At 43.1% G+C, this 17986-nt stretch carries 19 protein-coding genes; 12 read left to right on the top strand and 7 right to left on the bottom strand.

What is annotated here, in order from left to right; genetic code table 11:
• Positions 1-97 precede the first annotated feature (97 nt).
• Together ACFP56_RS07715 and ACFP56_RS07710 are read right to left on the bottom strand one after the other, a co-directional pair.
• The gene (locus ACFP56_RS07715) at positions 98-766 is read right to left on the bottom strand and encodes a zinc metallopeptidase (protein WP_379232954.1); all 669 of its coding nucleotides are present in this window, start codon (positions 764-766) and stop codon (positions 98-100) included.
• A 62-nt stretch (positions 767-828) separates the two neighbouring features.
• On the bottom strand, positions 829-1269 hold the full coding sequence (locus ACFP56_RS07710; protein WP_379232952.1) for a MerR family transcriptional regulator: 441 nt from the start codon (positions 1267-1269) through the stop codon (positions 829-831).
• Between the two features lie 374 nt (positions 1270-1643).
• On the opposite strand from ACFP56_RS07710, the gene ACFP56_RS07705 reads away from it, so the two are divergent.
• The 3 genes from ACFP56_RS07705 to ACFP56_RS07695 are packed head-to-tail and all read left to right on the top strand — an operon-like array spanning position 1644 to position 4850.
• Complete coding sequence (locus ACFP56_RS07705; RefSeq protein WP_379232950.1) at positions 1644-2996, top strand: ammonium transporter; 1353 nt, start codon at positions 1644-1646, stop codon at positions 2994-2996.
• A gap of 36 nt (positions 2997-3032) precedes the next feature.
• On the top strand, positions 3033-4100 hold the full coding sequence (locus tag ACFP56_RS07700) for a DUF294 nucleotidyltransferase-like domain-containing protein (RefSeq protein ID WP_379232948.1): 1068 nt from the start codon (positions 3033-3035) through the stop codon (positions 4098-4100).
• A 12-nt stretch (positions 4101-4112) separates the two neighbouring features.
• Positions 4113-4850 (top strand): exonuclease domain-containing protein, encoded by a 738-nt coding sequence (locus ACFP56_RS07695; RefSeq protein WP_379232945.1) that lies wholly within the window; start codon positions 4113-4115, stop codon positions 4848-4850.
• Here the strand turns inward: ACFP56_RS07695 and ACFP56_RS07690 are convergent.
• Positions 4836-5252: a Mov34/MPN/PAD-1 family protein gene (locus ACFP56_RS07690; RefSeq protein WP_379232943.1), complete on the bottom strand. Its 417-nt coding sequence runs from the start codon at positions 5250-5252 to the stop codon at positions 4836-4838. The genes ACFP56_RS07695 and ACFP56_RS07690 overlap by 15 nt on opposite strands.
• A 161-nt stretch (positions 5253-5413) precedes the next feature.
• Here ACFP56_RS07690 and ACFP56_RS07685 point away from each other — a divergent pair, with 161 nt between their 5' ends.
• Positions 5414-5971, top strand: coding sequence for a TlpA family protein disulfide reductase (locus tag ACFP56_RS07685; RefSeq protein ID WP_379232941.1), 558 nt, complete (start codon positions 5414-5416; stop codon positions 5969-5971).
• 58 nt (positions 5972-6029) lie between these two features.
• On the opposite strand, the gene cimA is transcribed toward ACFP56_RS07685, so the two are convergent.
• Complete coding sequence (gene cimA, locus ACFP56_RS07680; RefSeq protein ID WP_379232939.1) at positions 6030-7655, bottom strand: citramalate synthase; 1626 nt, start codon at positions 7653-7655, stop codon at positions 6030-6032.
• Between the two features lie 239 nt (positions 7656-7894).
• On the opposite strand from cimA, the gene ACFP56_RS07675 reads away from it, so the two are divergent.
• On the top strand, positions 7895-9175 hold the full coding sequence (locus ACFP56_RS07675; protein ID WP_379232937.1) for a DNA polymerase IV: 1281 nt from the start codon (positions 7895-7897) through the stop codon (positions 9173-9175).
• A 120-nt stretch (positions 9176-9295) separates the two neighbouring features.
• Entirely contained in the window at positions 9296-9532 is a 237-nt protein-coding gene (locus ACFP56_RS07670) for a ferredoxin (RefSeq protein WP_379232935.1), read from the top strand.
• Between the two features lie 172 nt (positions 9533-9704).
• Here ACFP56_RS07670 and ACFP56_RS07665 read toward each other — a convergent pair whose 3' ends face one another.
• Positions 9705-9845 carry a hypothetical protein gene (locus tag ACFP56_RS07665; RefSeq protein WP_379232933.1) on the bottom strand — a complete coding sequence of 47 codons (141 nt, stop codon included), beginning with the start codon at positions 9843-9845 and terminating at the stop codon, positions 9705-9707.
• Between the two features lie 179 nt (positions 9846-10024).
• Between ACFP56_RS07665 and ACFP56_RS07660 the strand changes: the two genes are divergently transcribed.
• Together ACFP56_RS07660 and ACFP56_RS07655 are read left to right on the top strand one after the other, a co-directional pair.
• Positions 10025-11122 carry a quinone-dependent dihydroorotate dehydrogenase gene (locus ACFP56_RS07660; protein WP_379233309.1) on the top strand — a complete coding sequence of 366 codons (1098 nt, stop codon included), beginning with the start codon at positions 10025-10027 and terminating at the stop codon, positions 11120-11122.
• An 18-nt stretch (positions 11123-11140) separates the two neighbouring features.
• Complete coding sequence (locus ACFP56_RS07655; RefSeq protein ID WP_379232930.1) at positions 11141-11950, top strand: GTP pyrophosphokinase; 810 nt, start codon at positions 11141-11143, stop codon at positions 11948-11950.
• Positions 11951-12023: 73 nt separating this feature from the next.
• Here ACFP56_RS07655 and ACFP56_RS07650 read toward each other — a convergent pair whose 3' ends face one another.
• Together ACFP56_RS07650 and ACFP56_RS07645 are read right to left on the bottom strand one after the other, a co-directional pair.
• Entirely contained in the window at positions 12024-12542 is a 519-nt protein-coding gene (locus ACFP56_RS07650) for a PCYCGC motif-containing (lipo)protein (protein ID WP_379232928.1), read from the bottom strand.
• A gap of 12 nt (positions 12543-12554) precedes the next feature.
• Positions 12555-13070, bottom strand: coding sequence for a thioredoxin family protein (locus ACFP56_RS07645; protein ID WP_379232926.1), 516 nt, complete (start codon positions 13068-13070; stop codon positions 12555-12557).
• A gap of 121 nt (positions 13071-13191) precedes the next feature.
• Between ACFP56_RS07645 and ACFP56_RS07640 the strand changes: the two genes are divergently transcribed.
• The 4 genes from ACFP56_RS07640 to ACFP56_RS07625 all read left to right on the top strand — a co-directional run bounded on the left by ACFP56_RS07640 (position 13192) and on the right by ACFP56_RS07625 (position 17953).
• Entirely contained in the window at positions 13192-14742 is a 1551-nt protein-coding gene (locus ACFP56_RS07640) for an RsmB/NOP family class I SAM-dependent RNA methyltransferase (RefSeq protein ID WP_379232924.1), read from the top strand.
• Positions 14743-15498, top strand: coding sequence for a pseudouridine synthase (locus tag ACFP56_RS07635; RefSeq protein WP_379232922.1), 756 nt, complete (start codon positions 14743-14745; stop codon positions 15496-15498).
• A gap of 99 nt (positions 15499-15597) precedes the next feature.
• A complete protein-coding gene (locus tag ACFP56_RS07630; protein ID WP_379232920.1) occupies positions 15598-15867 on the top strand; it encodes a hypothetical protein in 270 nt (89 codons plus the stop codon).
• A gap of 202 nt (positions 15868-16069) precedes the next feature.
• Entirely contained in the window at positions 16070-17953 is a 1884-nt protein-coding gene (locus ACFP56_RS07625) for a sensor domain-containing diguanylate cyclase (protein WP_379232918.1), read from the top strand.
• The last annotated feature ends 33 nt before the right edge of the window (positions 17954-17986 follow it).

The raw sequence follows: 17986 nt of genomic DNA, 5'->3' as shown, positions 1-17986 counted from the left end.
GTTGGGCGAGCTCGCCCAACCTTTTTTGCATTTTAGAAAAATGAAGTGGTGAATGTCCGCTCACCTTTAATCGATTATGAGTGAGTGTCCACAATCCCTATTCGCGGTTTTGAGTAAAGATCAACACGAAGCGAATAAGCTCGATAAGTGACAATAGGGCAGCTGCTACGTAAGTAAGAGCGGCTGAATTTAGTACTTTTGCCACGCCTCTTTCTTCATCCGTTCGAATAAAGCCTTCCGAGATCATAATATCACGTGCGCGATTACTAGCGTTGAATTCAACCGGCAGTGTAATAAGCTGGAAGATTACAGTAACTGCGAAGAAGATTACACCAATCTGTGCAAGACCGAAGGCTCCGAATAAAAATCCTGCAAGTATCAAAAATGGCGCGACTCCAGATGCAAAGTTCACAATCGGGAATATTTTATGACGCGCAACCAAGAATGGATACGATTGTTGATGCTGGATCGCATGACCGACCTCATGGCAGGCTACTGAGATAGCGCTAATGGAACGTTCGTAGTAAACAGGTTCTGACAGTCGCACTACGCGATTGATCGGGTCGTAGTGGTCTGTAAGGGCGCCTGCGACTGGTTCGATAGGAACATCATGCAAGCCATTGTTATCAAGCATTCTTCTTGCAGCCTGATAGCCCGTTAAACCGCTTGATGTTTCTACGGTTGACCATTTTTTGAAAGTACCCTTAACTTTGAATTGTGCCCAAATTGTTAATGCGAAAGCGAGTATTAACAATATGTAGATCATGTTACATTCCTCCATATGATGTTAATGAGTACGTCTTCGAGATAACACATCTGAATAAAGGACTACATAAGAGAGCCTTTATTCATTAGGATCATCAGCGCCTCCATACACGCTGCAGTTTGAGGCAGCAAGCGCGTATACAGATGCTTTGCCTGCTTGGGCTTCAACTGATCCAGAACAGGCTCGAGCTGCTTTACTTCTCGCTGCAAAGCGGAAAGCTGCTTCTCTAAATCAGAGAGTTTTTGCTTGATTTCCTGCTTTGGAGAAATATGATCCCATTGCTCAAGAATGCTTCTTATCTCTTCTAACGTATATTTATCTTTTTTCAATGATTCAATACGTTCTAATCGCTGTAAGGTTTCAACATTATATAGACGATAATTCACATTCGACCGCTTAACAGGCATGATAAGACCAATGGAGGTATAGTAGTCAATTGTACGAGCGCTAATATTAGCCAGCTTTGATAATTCTCCAATGCGATAAAGCGTAGCCTCTGTCAATTCCTTTCACCGTCCTTTCTAATGTAACTTATCTAATTTTAATAGGAAATAGGTTGAAACGTCAAACATGTTTGATGACAACTTATATACTATTTCCGTGTAAAGAAGTATTATATAATAATGAAAGAAAAAGTTGTAGTTTCTATATTTATTGGTTGAAATGAAGCTGAAGCTAGTCCTTGTTAACTATAATAGTGTGAATACCGGCATATTTCATGTTAGGTATTTAGAATCATTGTGCTTCGATAACAAAAGTGTGCAAAAAATGCAAACTTGAATACAGAAAATATATTCAATCCGCTCATTCTGAAGTATATAATGACATTAATTCTTGCGAATGATGTTAGAAAACATTACACTGAGGAGTGGTAATCATGGTTAAGAAAACATTACTAGCTTTGGGACTGATTTCAATGATCTTCCCGCTGGCAGCTTACGCAACAGAGGCTGACATTGCCAACTTAACGATCGGACTGGATTCACTTTGGATTATGTTGGCGTTCATCTTAGTACTACTTATGCAAGGGGGATTTATTTTACTAGAAGCTGGTTCAACTCGCATGAAGAATGCCGGCCACGTTGCTGGTAAAACCATTTTCACAGTAGCATTAGCTGCACTTGTTTATTGGGCAGTTGGTTATGGTATCGCATTTGGTACTAGTGGTATTAATGCATTTATCGGTTGGGGAGAATTTTTCTTTAACCCGGCAACAGCAGTGCTTGAAGGGGAAGATTTCCCATCAGCTGTATTCTTCCTGTTCCAATTAGCTTTCGCAGCAATTTCTCTATCCATCGCTTGGGGCGGATTTGCTGAGCGCGCGAAGCTAGGCGCTTATATCGTATTTACATTATTCTATGTATCGTTTATTTACCCAATTGTAGCACATTGGATTTGGGGCGGCGGCTGGTTGGCTGACCATGGTGCGCAAGACTTTGCAGGATCTACAGTTGTTCACTTGTCGGGTGCAGTTGCAGCGCTTGTAGCTACCATTCTACTTAAGCCACGTATCGGTAAATTTAATAAAGACGGTTCTCCAAATGAAATTCTAGGTCACAACCAAGTTTACACTGCACTTTCTGTACTATTGCTATGGGTAGGCTGGTTCGGCTTTAATGCTGGTTCGACTGTAGCAATTGGCGATGGTTTCTTCGCGTACGTTGGTTTCACTACAATGCTTGCAGCTGGTGCTGGTGGTGTAGCTGCACTATTGATTTCTTGGGCAGTAAGCGGCAAGGCAGATATTACAACGACATTGAACGGTGTGCTTGCAGGTCTGGTAGCGATTACTGCATCATGTGCTTTCGTAGAGCCTTGGGCTGCTGTTATTATCGGTTTGATCGCAGGTGTTCTTGTATTCTACAGCGTTAAAATGTTCGAAAAACTTAAAATTGATGATCCAATTTTTGCACTATCTGTTCACGGTATGGCTGGTATCTGGGGTACATTGGCTAACGGTATCTTCGCAACACAAGAGCTTGCTGATAAAGTAGGTGTTGGTCAAGGTGGTTTGATCGACACAGGCAGCTTCAAGCAGCTTTGGGTACAAATTGAATCGGTAGTGTTTGCAGGAATCTTCGTCGCTGTTGCTTCCTTCATCGTACTAGGTATTATGAAGGCTGTTATGGGCTTCCGTGTAACAGAAGAGCAAGAGATTGTAGGTCTTGACCTTTCTGAGCATGGCGTATATGGTTATCCTGAACAAATGAGCAAAACAGAAAAAGCTTAATTGATGTTCAATACAATATGCTAGGAGTCGATGGCGTTGGGAGTTGGAACATTTACTAAGCTGAAAAACGACATTTTGAATGCAGATCAACTTCCGCAGCTACGAAGCTTACGAGATCAATTTCAACTGTCAATCCAGCAAAATGAGCAGCTGCATAAGGACTCTATCGCTGAATTGAACAATTTGATAAATGATATTCACGATGCTTTGATCGTAAAAACCATTTCACTAGCAGAAATACGTATGGTAGGAGAAGGACTGGGTCCTCCTCCTGCCTCGTATTCGTATTTACTGCTTGGAAGCGCAGGGCGTAGCGAGCAAACGATGGCTAGCGATCAGGATAGTGCGCTTATTTATGAAGATCATACAGCTTCAGAAAAAACGAAGGCGTATTTTCTCACCTTTACGCAATATGTTGTTTCTATGCTGATGGAGCTTGGTTATCCGCCATGTGATGGAAAGGTTCAAAGCAATGAAAGCATGTGGTGTCAGTCGGAGAGCGAATGGAAAGAAAAGCTGGAGCAGTGGTTTCAGGATGCCGATTGGGAATCTGTTCGCTATTTACTGATCGTAGCTGACGCAAGATGTATTGCAGGAGATGATTTACTGTTCAATCGAATTCGTACGTTTTTTGAGCAGGGGCTTGTGCGTTACACGAATATGTTGGAGCGCATGATTGAGAATACGGTTCAGCACAAAGTTGTAGTCGGCATATTTGGTCAATTTATTACGGATCGTTATGGTGATCATGTTGGAAGCATTGATGTGAAGTATGGCTCCTATATCCCTATCGTTAATTCAGTCAGATGGCTGTCACTGAATGCAGCGATTTCAGAAACTTCAACGCTTTCCAGATTGGAAAAGCTTAAAGAACGCGGTCAGTTTTCTGAAGAGGATTACGAAAAATATCGTAAGGCATTTTTACAAATGCTCTCATTAAGATTACTCGCAGGCTATCATGAAGAAGATGGGATGTATAAGGGCTATAGTAAGTTAAATCCGAAAAGGTTAGACTCTGACGAGATAAAAAGATTGAAGAGAAATCTAAGGTACGGGAAAGAAGTTCAAAAGCTAGTTTTGAAGGAAATGGCGAGGCATAAGTAGGCGGTGTAATGGATGAAGGAGCCTAATGGCGTTGGTAGAATGTGGAACTTATATAAGATGGGTGGTTTTACGCCTGCGATTGCCTCAATGTTAGGCTCGCAGCATGCCCAACAAATGGCGCAAATACGAAATATGAACCGTTCTCAACGCAAGCTGTCGGAGCTGGATATGAATCTGACGGATCTTGAAATTGTAGTGTTTGATTTGGAGACGACCGGATTTAGTCCTGCTAACGGTGATGAAATTATTTCTTTTGGCGCCGTTGCTGTTCGTGGTGGGCAAGTGATTGAAGAAGAGAGCTTTTACTCCTTAGTGAATCCCAAGCGCATGATTCCACCGGCTATCATTGAATTAACAGGCATAACGAATGAAATGGTGGAGGATGCACCAGACCTTATTCAAGTGCTGAGCTCATTTATGCAATTTATCGGCAGACGTGTATTAGTGGCACACGCTTCTGGTCATGACAAGCAATTTCTCAATCAAGCACTGTGGAAAACGTCAAAAATAAGCCTCAATCACCGTGTTATTGATACGATGATGCTGGCCAAATGGCTGGAGCCAGGACTGCCACAATATGATCTGGATACGTTGCTTAATCGGCATCACATACCAATTTCCAATCGTCACCATGCCTTATCAGATTCTTTAATGACGGCTCAATTATGGCTGGAGTATATGCAAAAAATTAATGGCCGAAAAAATATCAATACGCTTGGAGATCTCTACGCGTATTTAAGTCAGCACTAATGGAAAGTCTATGAATCGATTCTTTGAACGTCGGTAGAATCGAATTTGTGGGCTTTCTTTTTGATTAAAACCGATGATTGCATACAGCATGTGTTGATCAAAGAATCCATTCATATCGGCCTCAGAAGGTAGAGGTTGCTCATGAGGATGAGAATGAAAGATGCCAACGACCGACAGGTTCAGTTTGGATGCATGAAAATAGTAGTGGACCCATTGCTCAGCATCAAACGTAAAGGCGTATACTCGACTGTGATGTCTATTGGCAATAGGCTGCATCACTGTTATTGTGTCACTGCCGATAGGTGCAAGCAGCAGTCCGCATGCTTCTTCAGGGAGCTGTTGAAGCGCGTAGTCGATAAGCTGTTGCCTGCAGGTTGATGAGATTGTTGTTACAGCTTGCATCAGTTCTACTCCTTTATTATGCTATTGTGGATCATATCCTATCGCTAGTATAGCAAAGTTGCGATTCGCATACACTAATGACAAGAGTTGTACGAAACTTGAAGCATCCAGTGCTTCCGTGATAGTATGAAAAGAGTAATTGACAGAGGAAAGGGCAGACTATGAAAAAAATTTTCCCATTGCTAGTTGTTGCGCTATTTCTTAGCGGATTTGCAGTATATGAATATATCCAAACGAACAATCAAGGCTCTAATCGCGCTGTAAGCCACGCATCTCAAGAATTCAAGCCGAAAGCAGGCGAGCTTTCGTTTCCTAACGAACTGCCGAATTTGGAGGAGGCCGCTGTAAGCTTTGGTGGAGAGCAAACAGGCAAGCTGCAGCTTGTTAACTTTTGGGCTTCATGGTGTGGGCCATGTGAGCTTGAAGCGCCGGACCTGCAAAAGCTGCATCTGAAGTATGGGGACAAGCTGGCTTTATACGGTGTAAATGCGACTGACACAGATAATGAGCGTCAAGCTAGGAAATTTGTAGAAGATTATGGGTTCACATTTGAGGTGTTGTTTGATCGTGATGGAGATATTACAAAGCTATACCGGGTGAATACTTTTCCGACCAGCTTCTTAATTGATGAGCGTGGGGTCATTAAAGAGCGGATTAATGGCGTTATCACGCTGGAGCAGTGGGAAAAGATAATAGATTCTTACTTGGTTAATACGTAGCTTAAAAAGGCGTGAGAGTCCTCTCACGCCTTTTGTGTTGCCAAGTTATATATTATTCTTAAATATTGGTTAATCCAACATAATCCTGGGCTTGGGAAGCCTGATTAGGCGTCTCAACATTCACTTTTTGCAAACTCAGCAGTGCATAATGGAAGCTATCAACAATGGCTGCCCAACTGGCGTCAATAACGTTGCCGGATAGTCCGACCGTATTCCAGCTGTTTTGCTTGCCCGTTGATTCTACGAGTACGCGTACTTTTGCAGCAGTTGCATCGGTCTCATCAATGACGCGCACTTTATAATCCGTTAAGTATACGTGTTCAATATCCGGATATTGTTGAGCTAAAGCTTTACGCAGTGCTGTATCAAGCGCATTAACCGGACCATTGCCCTCTGCTACGGTGTAAATCTGCTGTCCGTCGATGTTGATCTTGACAACTGCCTCAGATACAATGTGCTCCTGCTTGCGTTCTGTGTTAACCTTGTAGGATTCAACCTGGAATGCAGGCTTCCAATCGCCAAATGCTTTTCGGAGCAGCAATTCAAGAGAGGCATCAGCTGCTTCAAATTGGTAGCCCTCATGCTCAAGCTGCTTGATATGATCCATAATTTGTTTCGTTTTTTCGTTGTTGGTGTTTACATTCAGACCAAGAACGGCTGCTTTCGAAATAATATTGCTTTGTCCAGCAAGCTCTGAAACCAAGACACGTTGTTTGTTCCCAACCAATTCGGGCACAATATGCTCGTACGTTTTGGAATCCTTCATAATAGCTGATACATGAATGCCGCCCTTATGAGCAAATGCAGCATTGCCGACATAAGGTTGTCCGACTGGCATATGGACATTGGCGATCTCGCTAATGTAACGCGCAGTGTTCGTCAGCATAGAAAGCTGATCAGCAGGCAAAACATCGTAATTCATTTTCAATTGAAGATTAGGGATGATCGAGCACAGATTGGCATTGCCGCAACGCTCTCCATAGCCGTTAATCGTACCTTGAACCTGAGTAGCACCCGCCCCAACTGCTGCTAGTGTGTTGGCCACTGCAAGCTCGCAGTCATTATGCGTGTGAATCCCGATTGGCATATCGAGCTCAGCTTTTACTCGTTTTACAATTTCAGCGATCTCATTTGGCATTGTACCGCCATTCGTATCACATAACACGAGCCAGTCAGCGCCGCCATCCTTGGCTGCCTTCAATGCTGCTAATGCATATTCAGGATTGTTTTTATATCCATCAAAAAAATGCTCTGCATCATACATGGCTTCCATGCTATTGCGCTTCAAAAACGCGAAAGATTCTTGAATCATCGCCAGATTTTCTTCAAGTGAGGTCTGAAGGGCGATGTGCACGTGGAAATCCCACGCTTTGCCGACGAGTGTAGCAGCTGGAACCCCAGATTCTACAATTTTAAGCAAGTTTGCATCATGCTCAGCTACACTGTTTTTACGTCTTGTGCTGCCGAATGCCGTAAGCTTGGCATTCAAATTTAGTGACTTTACACGCTGGAAAAATTCAATATCCTTGCCGTTACTACCTGGATTGCCGCCTTCAATATAATGAACGCCTAATTGATCAAGCTTTTTGGCGATTTTCAACTTATCGTCTGCAGACAGGCTGATTCCTTCCCCTTGAGTGCCGTCACGCAGCGTAGTGTCAAAAATAAAGATGTTTGATGACATATAAGAAATGCCGCCTCCTTCATTAATAGCCATTGCACAAACCATATTGCCCTATTATAGCACTTTATACCTGCGAAGGGATAGCATGATGTGAAAATATGCATGAATCTAGATTGTTTAACCGCCCTTCAGTAACCACGGATGCAGGAACGCGAACATTTGTGCTATAATTAGGAAAGCTTGGTCGGTATCTATTGTTGATTATATGAATGAGTGCATGAAGAAAGACGGTGAACAGCATGTCAAATGTTCAAGATTATTATCCATCTAATGGTAGAGTCGTGTTGCATCTCGATATGAATGCTTTTTATTGCTCTGTTCACAGTGCTGATGAACCGGAATTGTATAAAGGAAAAGCAACGGCCGTGGCAGGCAGCGTAGAGAAAAGAAAAGGGATAATCGTGACCTGCTCATACGAAGCAAGAGCATTGGGTATCCGAACAGGGATGACCGTAAGAGAAGCTCAGCGAATTGCACCAGATCTCATTCTAATTTCACCTAATTTTGAGCTGTATCGGCAGTATTCAAAAGGATTTATGAAGATTGCGTATCAATATACACCGATTATCGAACAGGTCTCAATCGATGAGTGCTATCTTGATATTACAGGGTCTAAATTATTTGGAACACCGCTGGAAATTGCTCAAATGATTCAAATGAAGATTGCGCAGGAGCTTTGTTTGCCTTGCTCAATCGGCATTGCTCCGAATAAATTGTTGGCCAAAATGGCTTCCGACATGAAGAAGCCTAATGGAATTACGATATTGCGTCGCAGGGATGTACCGGATGTGCTATGGCCTAAGCCGTGCCAAGATTTGTTTGGGATTGGTGCGAAAACATCCGAGAAGCTAAAGAAGCTTCATATTCATAAGATTGGCGAATTGGCAAAGGCTGACGAGCAGCTGTTGCTAAAAACATTTGGCGTCATGGGAAGCTGGCTTAAAGATGCAGCAAATGGTTTGGATCATAGTCCTGTTAAATCGGAGCGTGAGAGGAGCAAATCAATTGGACATACAACAACTTTACCAGCTGATTTAACGCATATCGATGACATAAATCGTGTATTACTAAACTTATCTGATCAAACGACACGCCGACTTCGTCACCAGCGTCTTGTGGCATCCACTGTGCAAATTACAATACGCAGACCCGATATGTCAACGATTACACGGTCTTTTACGCTGCCCACTCCAACCCAAAGCATGGAAGAGGTGTACAAGCATGCTCAACGATTATTTGTACAGCACTGGGCTATGGGTGAGCCAGTAAGACTTTTAGGCGTGACGCTGCAAAACTTAGTGGCCGAAAGAGAGGCTGCGATACAGCTTGATTTATTCAGCTATGAGGAAGAGCCCAAAAAGGAGGCTTTGACAAAGGTAATGGATCAGCTGCGTGATAAATTTGGAGAAGGCGCTGTTTTAACGGCTGGCATGCTGACCGATGATCCTTCCAGCTTGATTCGCAATAAAAAGATACGAGGAACGTCCTTAGAAAAATTAAATAGTATTGATTTCGAATAAGAATAAAACGTAGTACACAACTGCCTGTATAATGTGATATAATAGCTTTTGGTATATATACAGAGTACATGAGTACATGGTAAACTGCTTTGTTGTGATAGAACTTAGGAGGGAATAGCATTGGCTAAATTTACATGGGTTGAAAAAGACACTTGCATTGCTTGCGGTGCATGTGGGGCTACTGCGCCGGACATTTACGACTACGATGATGAAGGGCTAGCCGAAGTGATTTATGACGGTGATAATAACAGAGGGGTTACTGAAATCCCTGAAGATATGTACGAAGATATGCAGGATGCATGCGATGGTTGCCCAACCGACTCCATTCGTATTTCTGATGAACCGTTCAACGCATAAATTGCGTTTTGAAGAAGCAGTGCAGGTACGATTATCTGCGCTGTTTTTTTGTTTATAAAGAAATAACCCAATATTCATTTCAGTGGATTAAAAGAGAAAAGCAAACTTCATTCTTAAAAGCTTCATGAGAACTTTCCTTAATAGGAGCTGCTCATGAAGCTTTCATTATGTACTATGAGAAAATGATCATTAATACAGCTAAGATGACAATGACAGCTCCAGCAGATCCCGCTAACCAATAGATAGCTTTTTTATTAACTTCCTCTTGCTGCTTTTGTTTTATTGTTGCTGGTTTACGTTTCGGTGCGCCCATGCTACTCAACCTTTCTATTCGTAATAGTCTCTATAAGATGTATTGTAATGCAATTGAATTGGACTGGCAATATGAATGCGCTAACAATACAGAATTACCAGTTCCATTACTTTCTTTTTATGAGCAAAAACGATACACTAAAAGATAGAGAACATTTTATGGGAACGGAGTGGACAGTGTTGTTATACAAAAATATATTAAAGCCTTTTTTCTTCAAGATGGACCCGGAAAAAGCTCATCATCTCGTTATTGATGGACTTGCCACTGCTGGTAAAGTACCTGGGGCATGCTCGATCTTACATAGTCTGTACGGCGTGAAGCCTACCTCTGAGCTGAATGTCAATCTGCTCGGCATGCAGTTTATGCATCCAATTGGTCTTGCAGCGGGGCTAGATAAAAATGGAGTTGCAACGGATGGCTTTTCCAATATAGGCTTTGCTTTTGTGGAAGCGGGCACAGTAACCCCTAAACCACAGCCTGGTAATGAACAACCGCGTTTATTCCGGTTGCCTCCGGACGAGGCATTGATTAATCGAATGGGCTTTAATAATAATGGCGCCACCGAGATGGCTCAAGCATTAGAGCGCCGCAAGTTTCATACGATTCCTGTTGCCGTTAATATCGGAAAAAATAAAGCGACAGCCAATGAACTCGCTCATGAGGATTATCGGTCATGTATTCGTACCCTATACGATCATGGAGACTTTTTCGTAGTTAATATTAGCTCACCCAATACACAGGGATTGCGCGACTTGCAGCATGGCAATGAATTACATAATTTGCTCGTTCACGTTTGCGAAGAGATGGATATCCAGGCAGCGCAGCGAAACGCTAAAGTAAAGCCGATTTTTGTGAAAATCGCACCGGATATGACGGATGATCAACTTGCACATACGGTACAAACGATTCAAAACAGCAATATTAACGGGATTATTGCAACAAATACAACGCTGTCTCGCGAAGGCTTATCCCATGCTAATCAAGGCGAGGCGGGAGGATTAAGCGGTACGCCACTGCGTGAGCGCTCCACTGAAGTGATCCGCAAGGTATATCAATTAACGGAAGGCAAACTTCCAATTATTGGATCTGGTGGAATCTTTACAGCCCAAGATGCATACGATAAAATTCGGGCTGGTGCATCTTTGGTTGAGGTTTATACAGCATTAATCTATAAAGGACCAGAATTGCTTCGAGAGCTGACTGCAGGCTTGCAGGAATGCATGCGCAAGGATGGCTTTACGCATATTATGGAAGCAATTGGGGCAGATCATAAATAACGTACAGGAGGCGGCCGAATGGACGGAAGAGATTGGGGTCTATTTTTGCAGCCATACGAGCAGGCAGTAGAAGAGCTAAAAGTGAAATTTAAAACGATGCGAGCCGAACTGAAGAGCCGAGAGGACTATGCGCCGATTGAGTTTGTTACTGGACGTGTTAAACGGGTATCAAGCATTCTAGATAAAGCGAAACGGTTGAATGTTAGCGAAGATCGTCTTCATATCGGCATTGAGGATATTGCTGGAATACGTATTATGTGTCAGTTTGTTGATGATATATATCGAGTGGCATCACTTATTCGCAGTCGTCAGGATTTAAAGCTTGTATATGAGAAGGACTACATTACGAACTACAAAGAAAGCGGCTACCGCAGCTACCATATGATAATAGAATATCCCGTTCAAACGGCATTAGGGCATACGTTGATATTGGCAGAAATCCAAATTCGCACGCTGGCTATGAATTTTTGGGCGACGATTGAACATTCGCTCAATTATAAATATAAAAAGGATTTGCCGGAAGAGGTAAAGTATCGACTACAGAAGGCAGCAGAGGCGGCTAATTTGCTGGATAATGAGATGACAAGCATTCGCAAGGAAATTCTGGACGCACAAATGACCTTTGAAGAAAATTCTAATTGTGTGGCTGCGATTTTATCTGGCATTCAAAAGCTATATTCTTATCATGAAGTAAGACTTGCTGCTCAATATCAAGGAAAATTTAATATAGCGTTTGCTCAAGAGGATTACGATGCCCTTGAGCAGATATCTGTGGAGCTAACGGCTGATATCGCCCAAGCACGGAAAAACAAGGCTTATTTGGATTAACTGTAACGAGTAAGGCAGAAAAAAATCACCGAGTCTCGAAAACGAGCTCGGTGATTTTTGGTTTCAACGCGAGTTAATGCTTGAACTGCTGGTCGATTGCCGCCTTGATTTCTTCAAGGCTGTTACCCGAATCGGACATCTCGACGGCGAGCTGCAGCTCTTGCTTGCATATGCCGCACGTAGTACTATGATCGGTCCAGGTGACTGAGCCATCATCCAGCTGCTCGATTAGATAGCACCTGAGCAAAGAATCATGGGGCTCGTCAATGTCTGTCCCCTCCATGCATCCGCAATAGCATGGCAGCCCGCTTAAGTGATGGGCATGCTCAATTACTTCACCATAAAGCGATCTAGTCAGATCGGTATGATTATCGAGAAATTGAGGCAGCTCTTCAGCAGAAGCGGTTGTCTCCCACGTTTCAGAGCCAACCATATGAACATGGCTTTCCTTGTCGCTTAAGCTGCAAGCAGCCAGCAGCGTGATCAGCGCGAATCCTAGCAGAAACAGATACATTACGCCAGAAAGCTTGGATGAAGGCTTTTCAGAAAGCTGCTGCTGCTGATTCATATCGTCAACGTTCATTTCATTCATAATGCCACCATGTTATCCTTTGTATTTTTCAAAGAATGCTCGGAAATCCTCTAAGGTAGCGCCTTGTCCAGAACCTTCTGCTGACACTCCGCCAACGATACGTTCTTTTTCAACACCATCCTCGAAGTAAATGAGTGTAGGAGTAAACTCGACATTATACTTGGCTTGATATTCAGGGAATTCTAGCAGATTAAATTGATTCAGCTCAACTCCAAGCTCGTTGACGATTGGCATAATTTGAGGAGTTGTTTCCTTGCAATAAATGCAAGTGGATGAAAACATGTAAACGATGAAATCTTCTTTGTTCTCGACCTTTTCATCAAGCGCTGCTGGTAATATAATATTCTGGTAATTCTCATCATTCAGCTGAGCACGAGTAGCAGGGTTAAGCTCACTTGTTGGTTTGCCGTATAGAGGGTTGTCCTGTTGCAGGTTGCCAAGCGCAAATATGCCCACTAACAATACTACGACAACACCGATGTAAATAAAGACCATATTGCTTTTTTTCTTTTTTCTCTTGTTGTTCACTGACATATTACCTCCGTCTAAATTGGATTAGGAGTGATATAAGATTAGGGCTCTTACTTTTTTATATTATACACTAAATTTATAGTAGAGGAAATTTTTCTGCTAGTATTGGAGGACGCGAATGAAGCTAAATTTACCAAAATTGTTTGTTGACAAAATGAAGCTGCTTTTAGGAGAGGAATATGAGCGTTTTCTAGCATCCTATAATGAAGAACGTTTTTACGGACTGCGCATCAATGAATTAAAAATTAATGCTGCAACATGGCTGGAGCAAACCGATATGAAGCCTTATTTGCAGCAAATTCCGTGGTGTGCCAATGCGTTTTACTATACAGATGATGTTCGACCAGCCAAGCATCCGCATTATCACGCGGGCTTATATTATATACAAGAGCCAAGTGCGATGGTTCCTGTCGAACTGCTTGATGTGAAGCCTGGACATCGTGTACTTGATTTATGCGCTGCACCTGGCGGGAAGTCAACGCAAATTGCTTCTAAGCTGCAAGGCGAGGGCATTCTAATTACAAATGATATAGCTACGGAACGAACGAAGCCGTTAGCTAAAAATATTGAACTGGCTGGCGTTCGAAACGCAGTGGTGTTAAATGAGCACCCAGCCAATATTGCCCAAAAATTTGGAGAGTGGTTCGATCGGATTTTAATTGATGCTCCTTGCTCTGGGGAAGGGATGTTCCGCAAGAGTCCATCGATGGTCGAAGAATGGGAATCCTATTCTGTAGAACGCTGCTCCACGATGCAGCGTGAGATTTTGGATGAAGTAGCACAGATGCTCGCCCCGGGTGGGCGCATGGTCTATTCTACTTGTACATTTTCACCTGAGGAAAATGAGGAGCAAATCGCAAGATTTATTGCTCGTCATCCGGACTTCAGCGTGGTGCCGATAGAACCGCGGTGGGGCTGGGCAAGCGGTAATCCGCAGTGGGTATCTTCCGAAGCAGGAGCCGAGCTGAGTAAGGAACAGCTTTTATCCATAGCAAGAACGGTACGGTTATGGCCGCACCGAACGAAAGGCGAGGGGCATTTTGTTGCTGTTCTCATGCGTCAAGGGCAGCCATCGGATAGGCCGCAGTCTGTCGAGCCGACCCAGCTAAGCATTGATTGGTCAGGCATTACAATGCAAGACCATAAAACGTATGATAAAGTAAAGGGCAAGGCAAAGCCTAAGGGCAAGCCCGTGAAAGTAAAAGGTGCAAAGGTTGAGGAGCTCGATTGCGAGTCAATCTGGCAGCAGTTCCAGCTGGAGAACGTGCAGCTTACAGGCAACGGGCAGCTTCGTGCAGTGATGTTTGGCAGCAGAGTTTACTTGCAGCCAGAGGAGCTCCCTAGTTTGGAGGGCTTAAAAGTGATTCGAGCAGGATGGCTAATTGGAGAGATGAAGCGCAATAAATTTGCACCATTTCACCCTTTAGCGATGGCATTAAGGCCACGTGAGGCGGCACGAGTTCTTTCATTGTCGGCAGACGATGAACAGCTGCTTCGTTATTTAAGAGGAGAGACAATTTTTGTTGAAGAACAGCAGCTGCAATTCAATGCTTCCGTGAAGAAAAATGGCTACGTGCTTATATGTGTGGATCAGTTTCCGGTTGGATTTGGAAAATATTTGGATGGTATGATTAAAAATGAGCTTCCTGCGGGTTGGAGGATGATGTAAGTGAGTGAAAGGCTTCGTTTGGATAAACTGCTGGCGCATGCAGGGTTTGGCACACGTAGTGAAATAAAAAAAGCAGTAAAGGCCGGAAGAGTGTATGTCAATGATCAGAAGGCCAAGGACAGCGGCCATATCGTTGATCCGGATGCGGATACCGTCACATTTGACGGGGAGCTTGTAAGCTATCGTTCTGTCGTATATCTGATGATGAACAAGCCTCAAGGGGTGATTTCCGCCACGGAGGATGGACGCGAGCGAACAGTTATCGACCTGCTACAGCCGGAGGACAAGCTGTTGAAGCCGTTCCCGGTTGGACGTCTTGACAAAGACACTACGGGGCTGCTCTTGCTTACGAATGATGGGCAGTTGGCCCACGAGCTGTTATCTCCGAAAAAGCATGTCGATAAAACCTATGAGGCATACGTACTTGGTCATGTGACGGAGGAGGATCAGCGTGCATTCGAGCAAGGCGTTGCGCTTGATGATGGTTATATAACGAAGACAGCGAAACTGATCATCGACTCGTATGAAGATAGCAGTGACGGTCCGTGCAGTTGGATCAGATTAACGATTACCGAGGGAAAATTCCACCAGGTTAAGCGAATGTTCCAGAGCGTAGGCAAGCAAGTATTGCGACTGAATCGACTTTCAATGGGACCGCTTGAACTTGATCAATCGCTTGAACGAGGACAGTATCGCGAGCTGACAGAAGAAGAGGTTGAACAGCTTAAGCAGCATCGTTCCACTGGAAAAAGCTAGCCCCGATTCTAGTAAAACAGGCATAAATAAAAGGACTCCCGCATTAAATAGAAAAGGTTCGCTAAATAGTGAATACTTTAAGATGCGCGGAGGACTCATATGGCTAAAAATAATCGTGGTAAAGCATTGTACAAGCAGCCTTCAAGAGCTCGCGGCACTTGTCCTGTATGCCTCGCGACTCGCACGAAGCTGCTTGAAACCGTCAAAAAATCTGATGGGACGCAGCTGCAGGTGTGCAAGCGCTGCAGTCATGCTGCGACGACAAGGATCGATGCGGCGGTTGCGAACAGCTCAACAATCGCATTTCGCAGAAAGCATAAGAAGGCATTTCATCAGCTGCAGACAAGTCTGCTGCAATATAGGACATAACGTGCCTAATGATATATGACCAATCGAAGTGACCAACCTCGATCGGTCATTTTTTTTACATATCAATCCATTGGAATCTGCAAATTTCGACATAATTTCGACAATATACGATAAAAAGTCTTATTGTTCGATTTTTCCATCGTTTCTTTATTTATGAATATGGTAGACTGTATTATACATCTAAAAAATGAGGTGAACGCTCATGTTCAAAAAAGCAACGTTGCCTCGATTGTGGTATATCATCATTTGCATACTTTTTATTATGATCATCTCTCAATTTATCCATATGAAAATGCAAACGATTTACGCCGAAGAGCAAGATTCACATCTGCCAGCAGTGATTGATCTGCGCGATGAAAATGAACATGAATTTTACACGGCCTTGGACGGCGAGTGGTTTTTCTTCGAAAAGAAATTAATCCCGCCTGCTGAGGCCTATCATTATATTTTGCGTGACTTTTTGGAAACAGAGCTGCTTCCTTCTTCATTTAAGGAACAGACAGGAGATAACGATACATTCGGTACATATGTGACAAGAGTAATTATTCCTGATGAGTATGTAGGACGTACCCTTGCAGTTTATATCCCATTTCAATATAGTGCATATAAGTTGTATGCAGATCAAATTGAAATAGCTAGCAATGGTACAGTAGGCATGAATTCAGTAGAGCATCGGTCAGAGATGGCGCCTAAAATGGGAATCTTTGTACCGGATTCAAATGAGGTTTTATTTACGCTTCAAGTGTCTAGCTTTGGTCAATTACGAGGCGGTTTTGAAAATTCGATCTATATCGGAGACCCCGTAATAGTTTCGCAGAAATTCAATTTTAATATTATATGGATGCTGTTCGTTATCGGCTGTATTTTTATTATAGGTACGTTCATGCTTTTGTTTGCTTGGTTTAGAAAAAATGAGAAAACCTTTCTTATTTTTGGTTTGTTCTGCATTAGCTTTGCGATTCGTGCAATCTTTGCGGAGCCCTTTTACTACACGCTTGTACTTTACCAAATTAATTATAGCTGGGGAACACGATTGCAATACTTATTTTCAGAGGCAAGTGTACTTTTGCTCATCCTATTAATAACTGAATGGTATGAGAAGCTGTTTGTAAAGAAGTTTTCCAAAAGACTGCTGCGATTTATCGTTGGAGGAATCGGAAGTTTGTTGGCTATTACGTTGTTTACAGAGCCGATTATATTCCAGCGAGTGTATCAATTCGTCTTGATTTTGTCGTTATTTGTCGCAATTCCTGTTGTATTAGAGGCTCGCAATGGCATTAAAGGACTAGAGAAGAAGGATATCCCTAATATCATTGGGTTAATACTGGTGAGCCTCAGCCTGCTTAATGATTATATGTTTGTGCAGGGCTGGATCTTTACTACAACGTTGTCGCTGCTTACAGTGGGTGTCTACGTAGTCCTGCAAATTTTTATTATGAGCAAGAGCTTTGCGGATAAGGTTCAGGAGACGGAGCAACTGAATCATTCGCTGCGAACCCTTAACGTGACACTTGATGAACAGGTGAGTGCGAGAACGAAGGAGCTTAAGCTTGCGAATGAAAAGCTTGCCCACCAAGCAGCGATTGATAGTTTGACTGGGCTGTATAATCGTCATCGCTTTAATACGTACATTCGTCAGGCTTTTCAAGAAGCACTCGATCATCAAGCCGCATTATCGATTATTATGCTGGATTTGGATGAATTCAAAAAATACAATGATTATTACGGTCATATACAAGGGGATCAGCTTTTGAAAGCAGTCATCGAGATTACAAGCCAGCAGCTGCCATTCAATAGTCTGTATGCTCGTTACGGTGGAGAAGAGTTTATCGTTGTGCTTCCTTATATGAAGCTCGATGAGGCATTGGCAACTGCGGAAAGAATGCGACAAGCGGTTGAGGACGCGCAGCTGTCACATATGAATAGAAGCTGTGGCATAACGACGATAAGTCTAGGAGTAGCAACACTGGATCAGCATACCCGATATCGCAATGAGGTTGAACTGGTGGGGGAAGCTGATCGGCAATTATATCGTTCGAAGCGTGAAGGAAGAAATAAAGCATATGCAGCAGTAGACACGAAATGAAATCCAGTACTAAAAAACCGAACTAGGATACGA

Source organism: Paenibacillus septentrionalis, assembly GCF_042659865.1.
Lineage (GTDB): Bacteria > Bacillota > Bacilli > Paenibacillales > Paenibacillaceae > Pristimantibacillus > Pristimantibacillus septentrionalis.
Note: the sequence above shows the minus strand (reverse complement) of the source record. Positions and strands in the feature narration are given on the sequence as shown.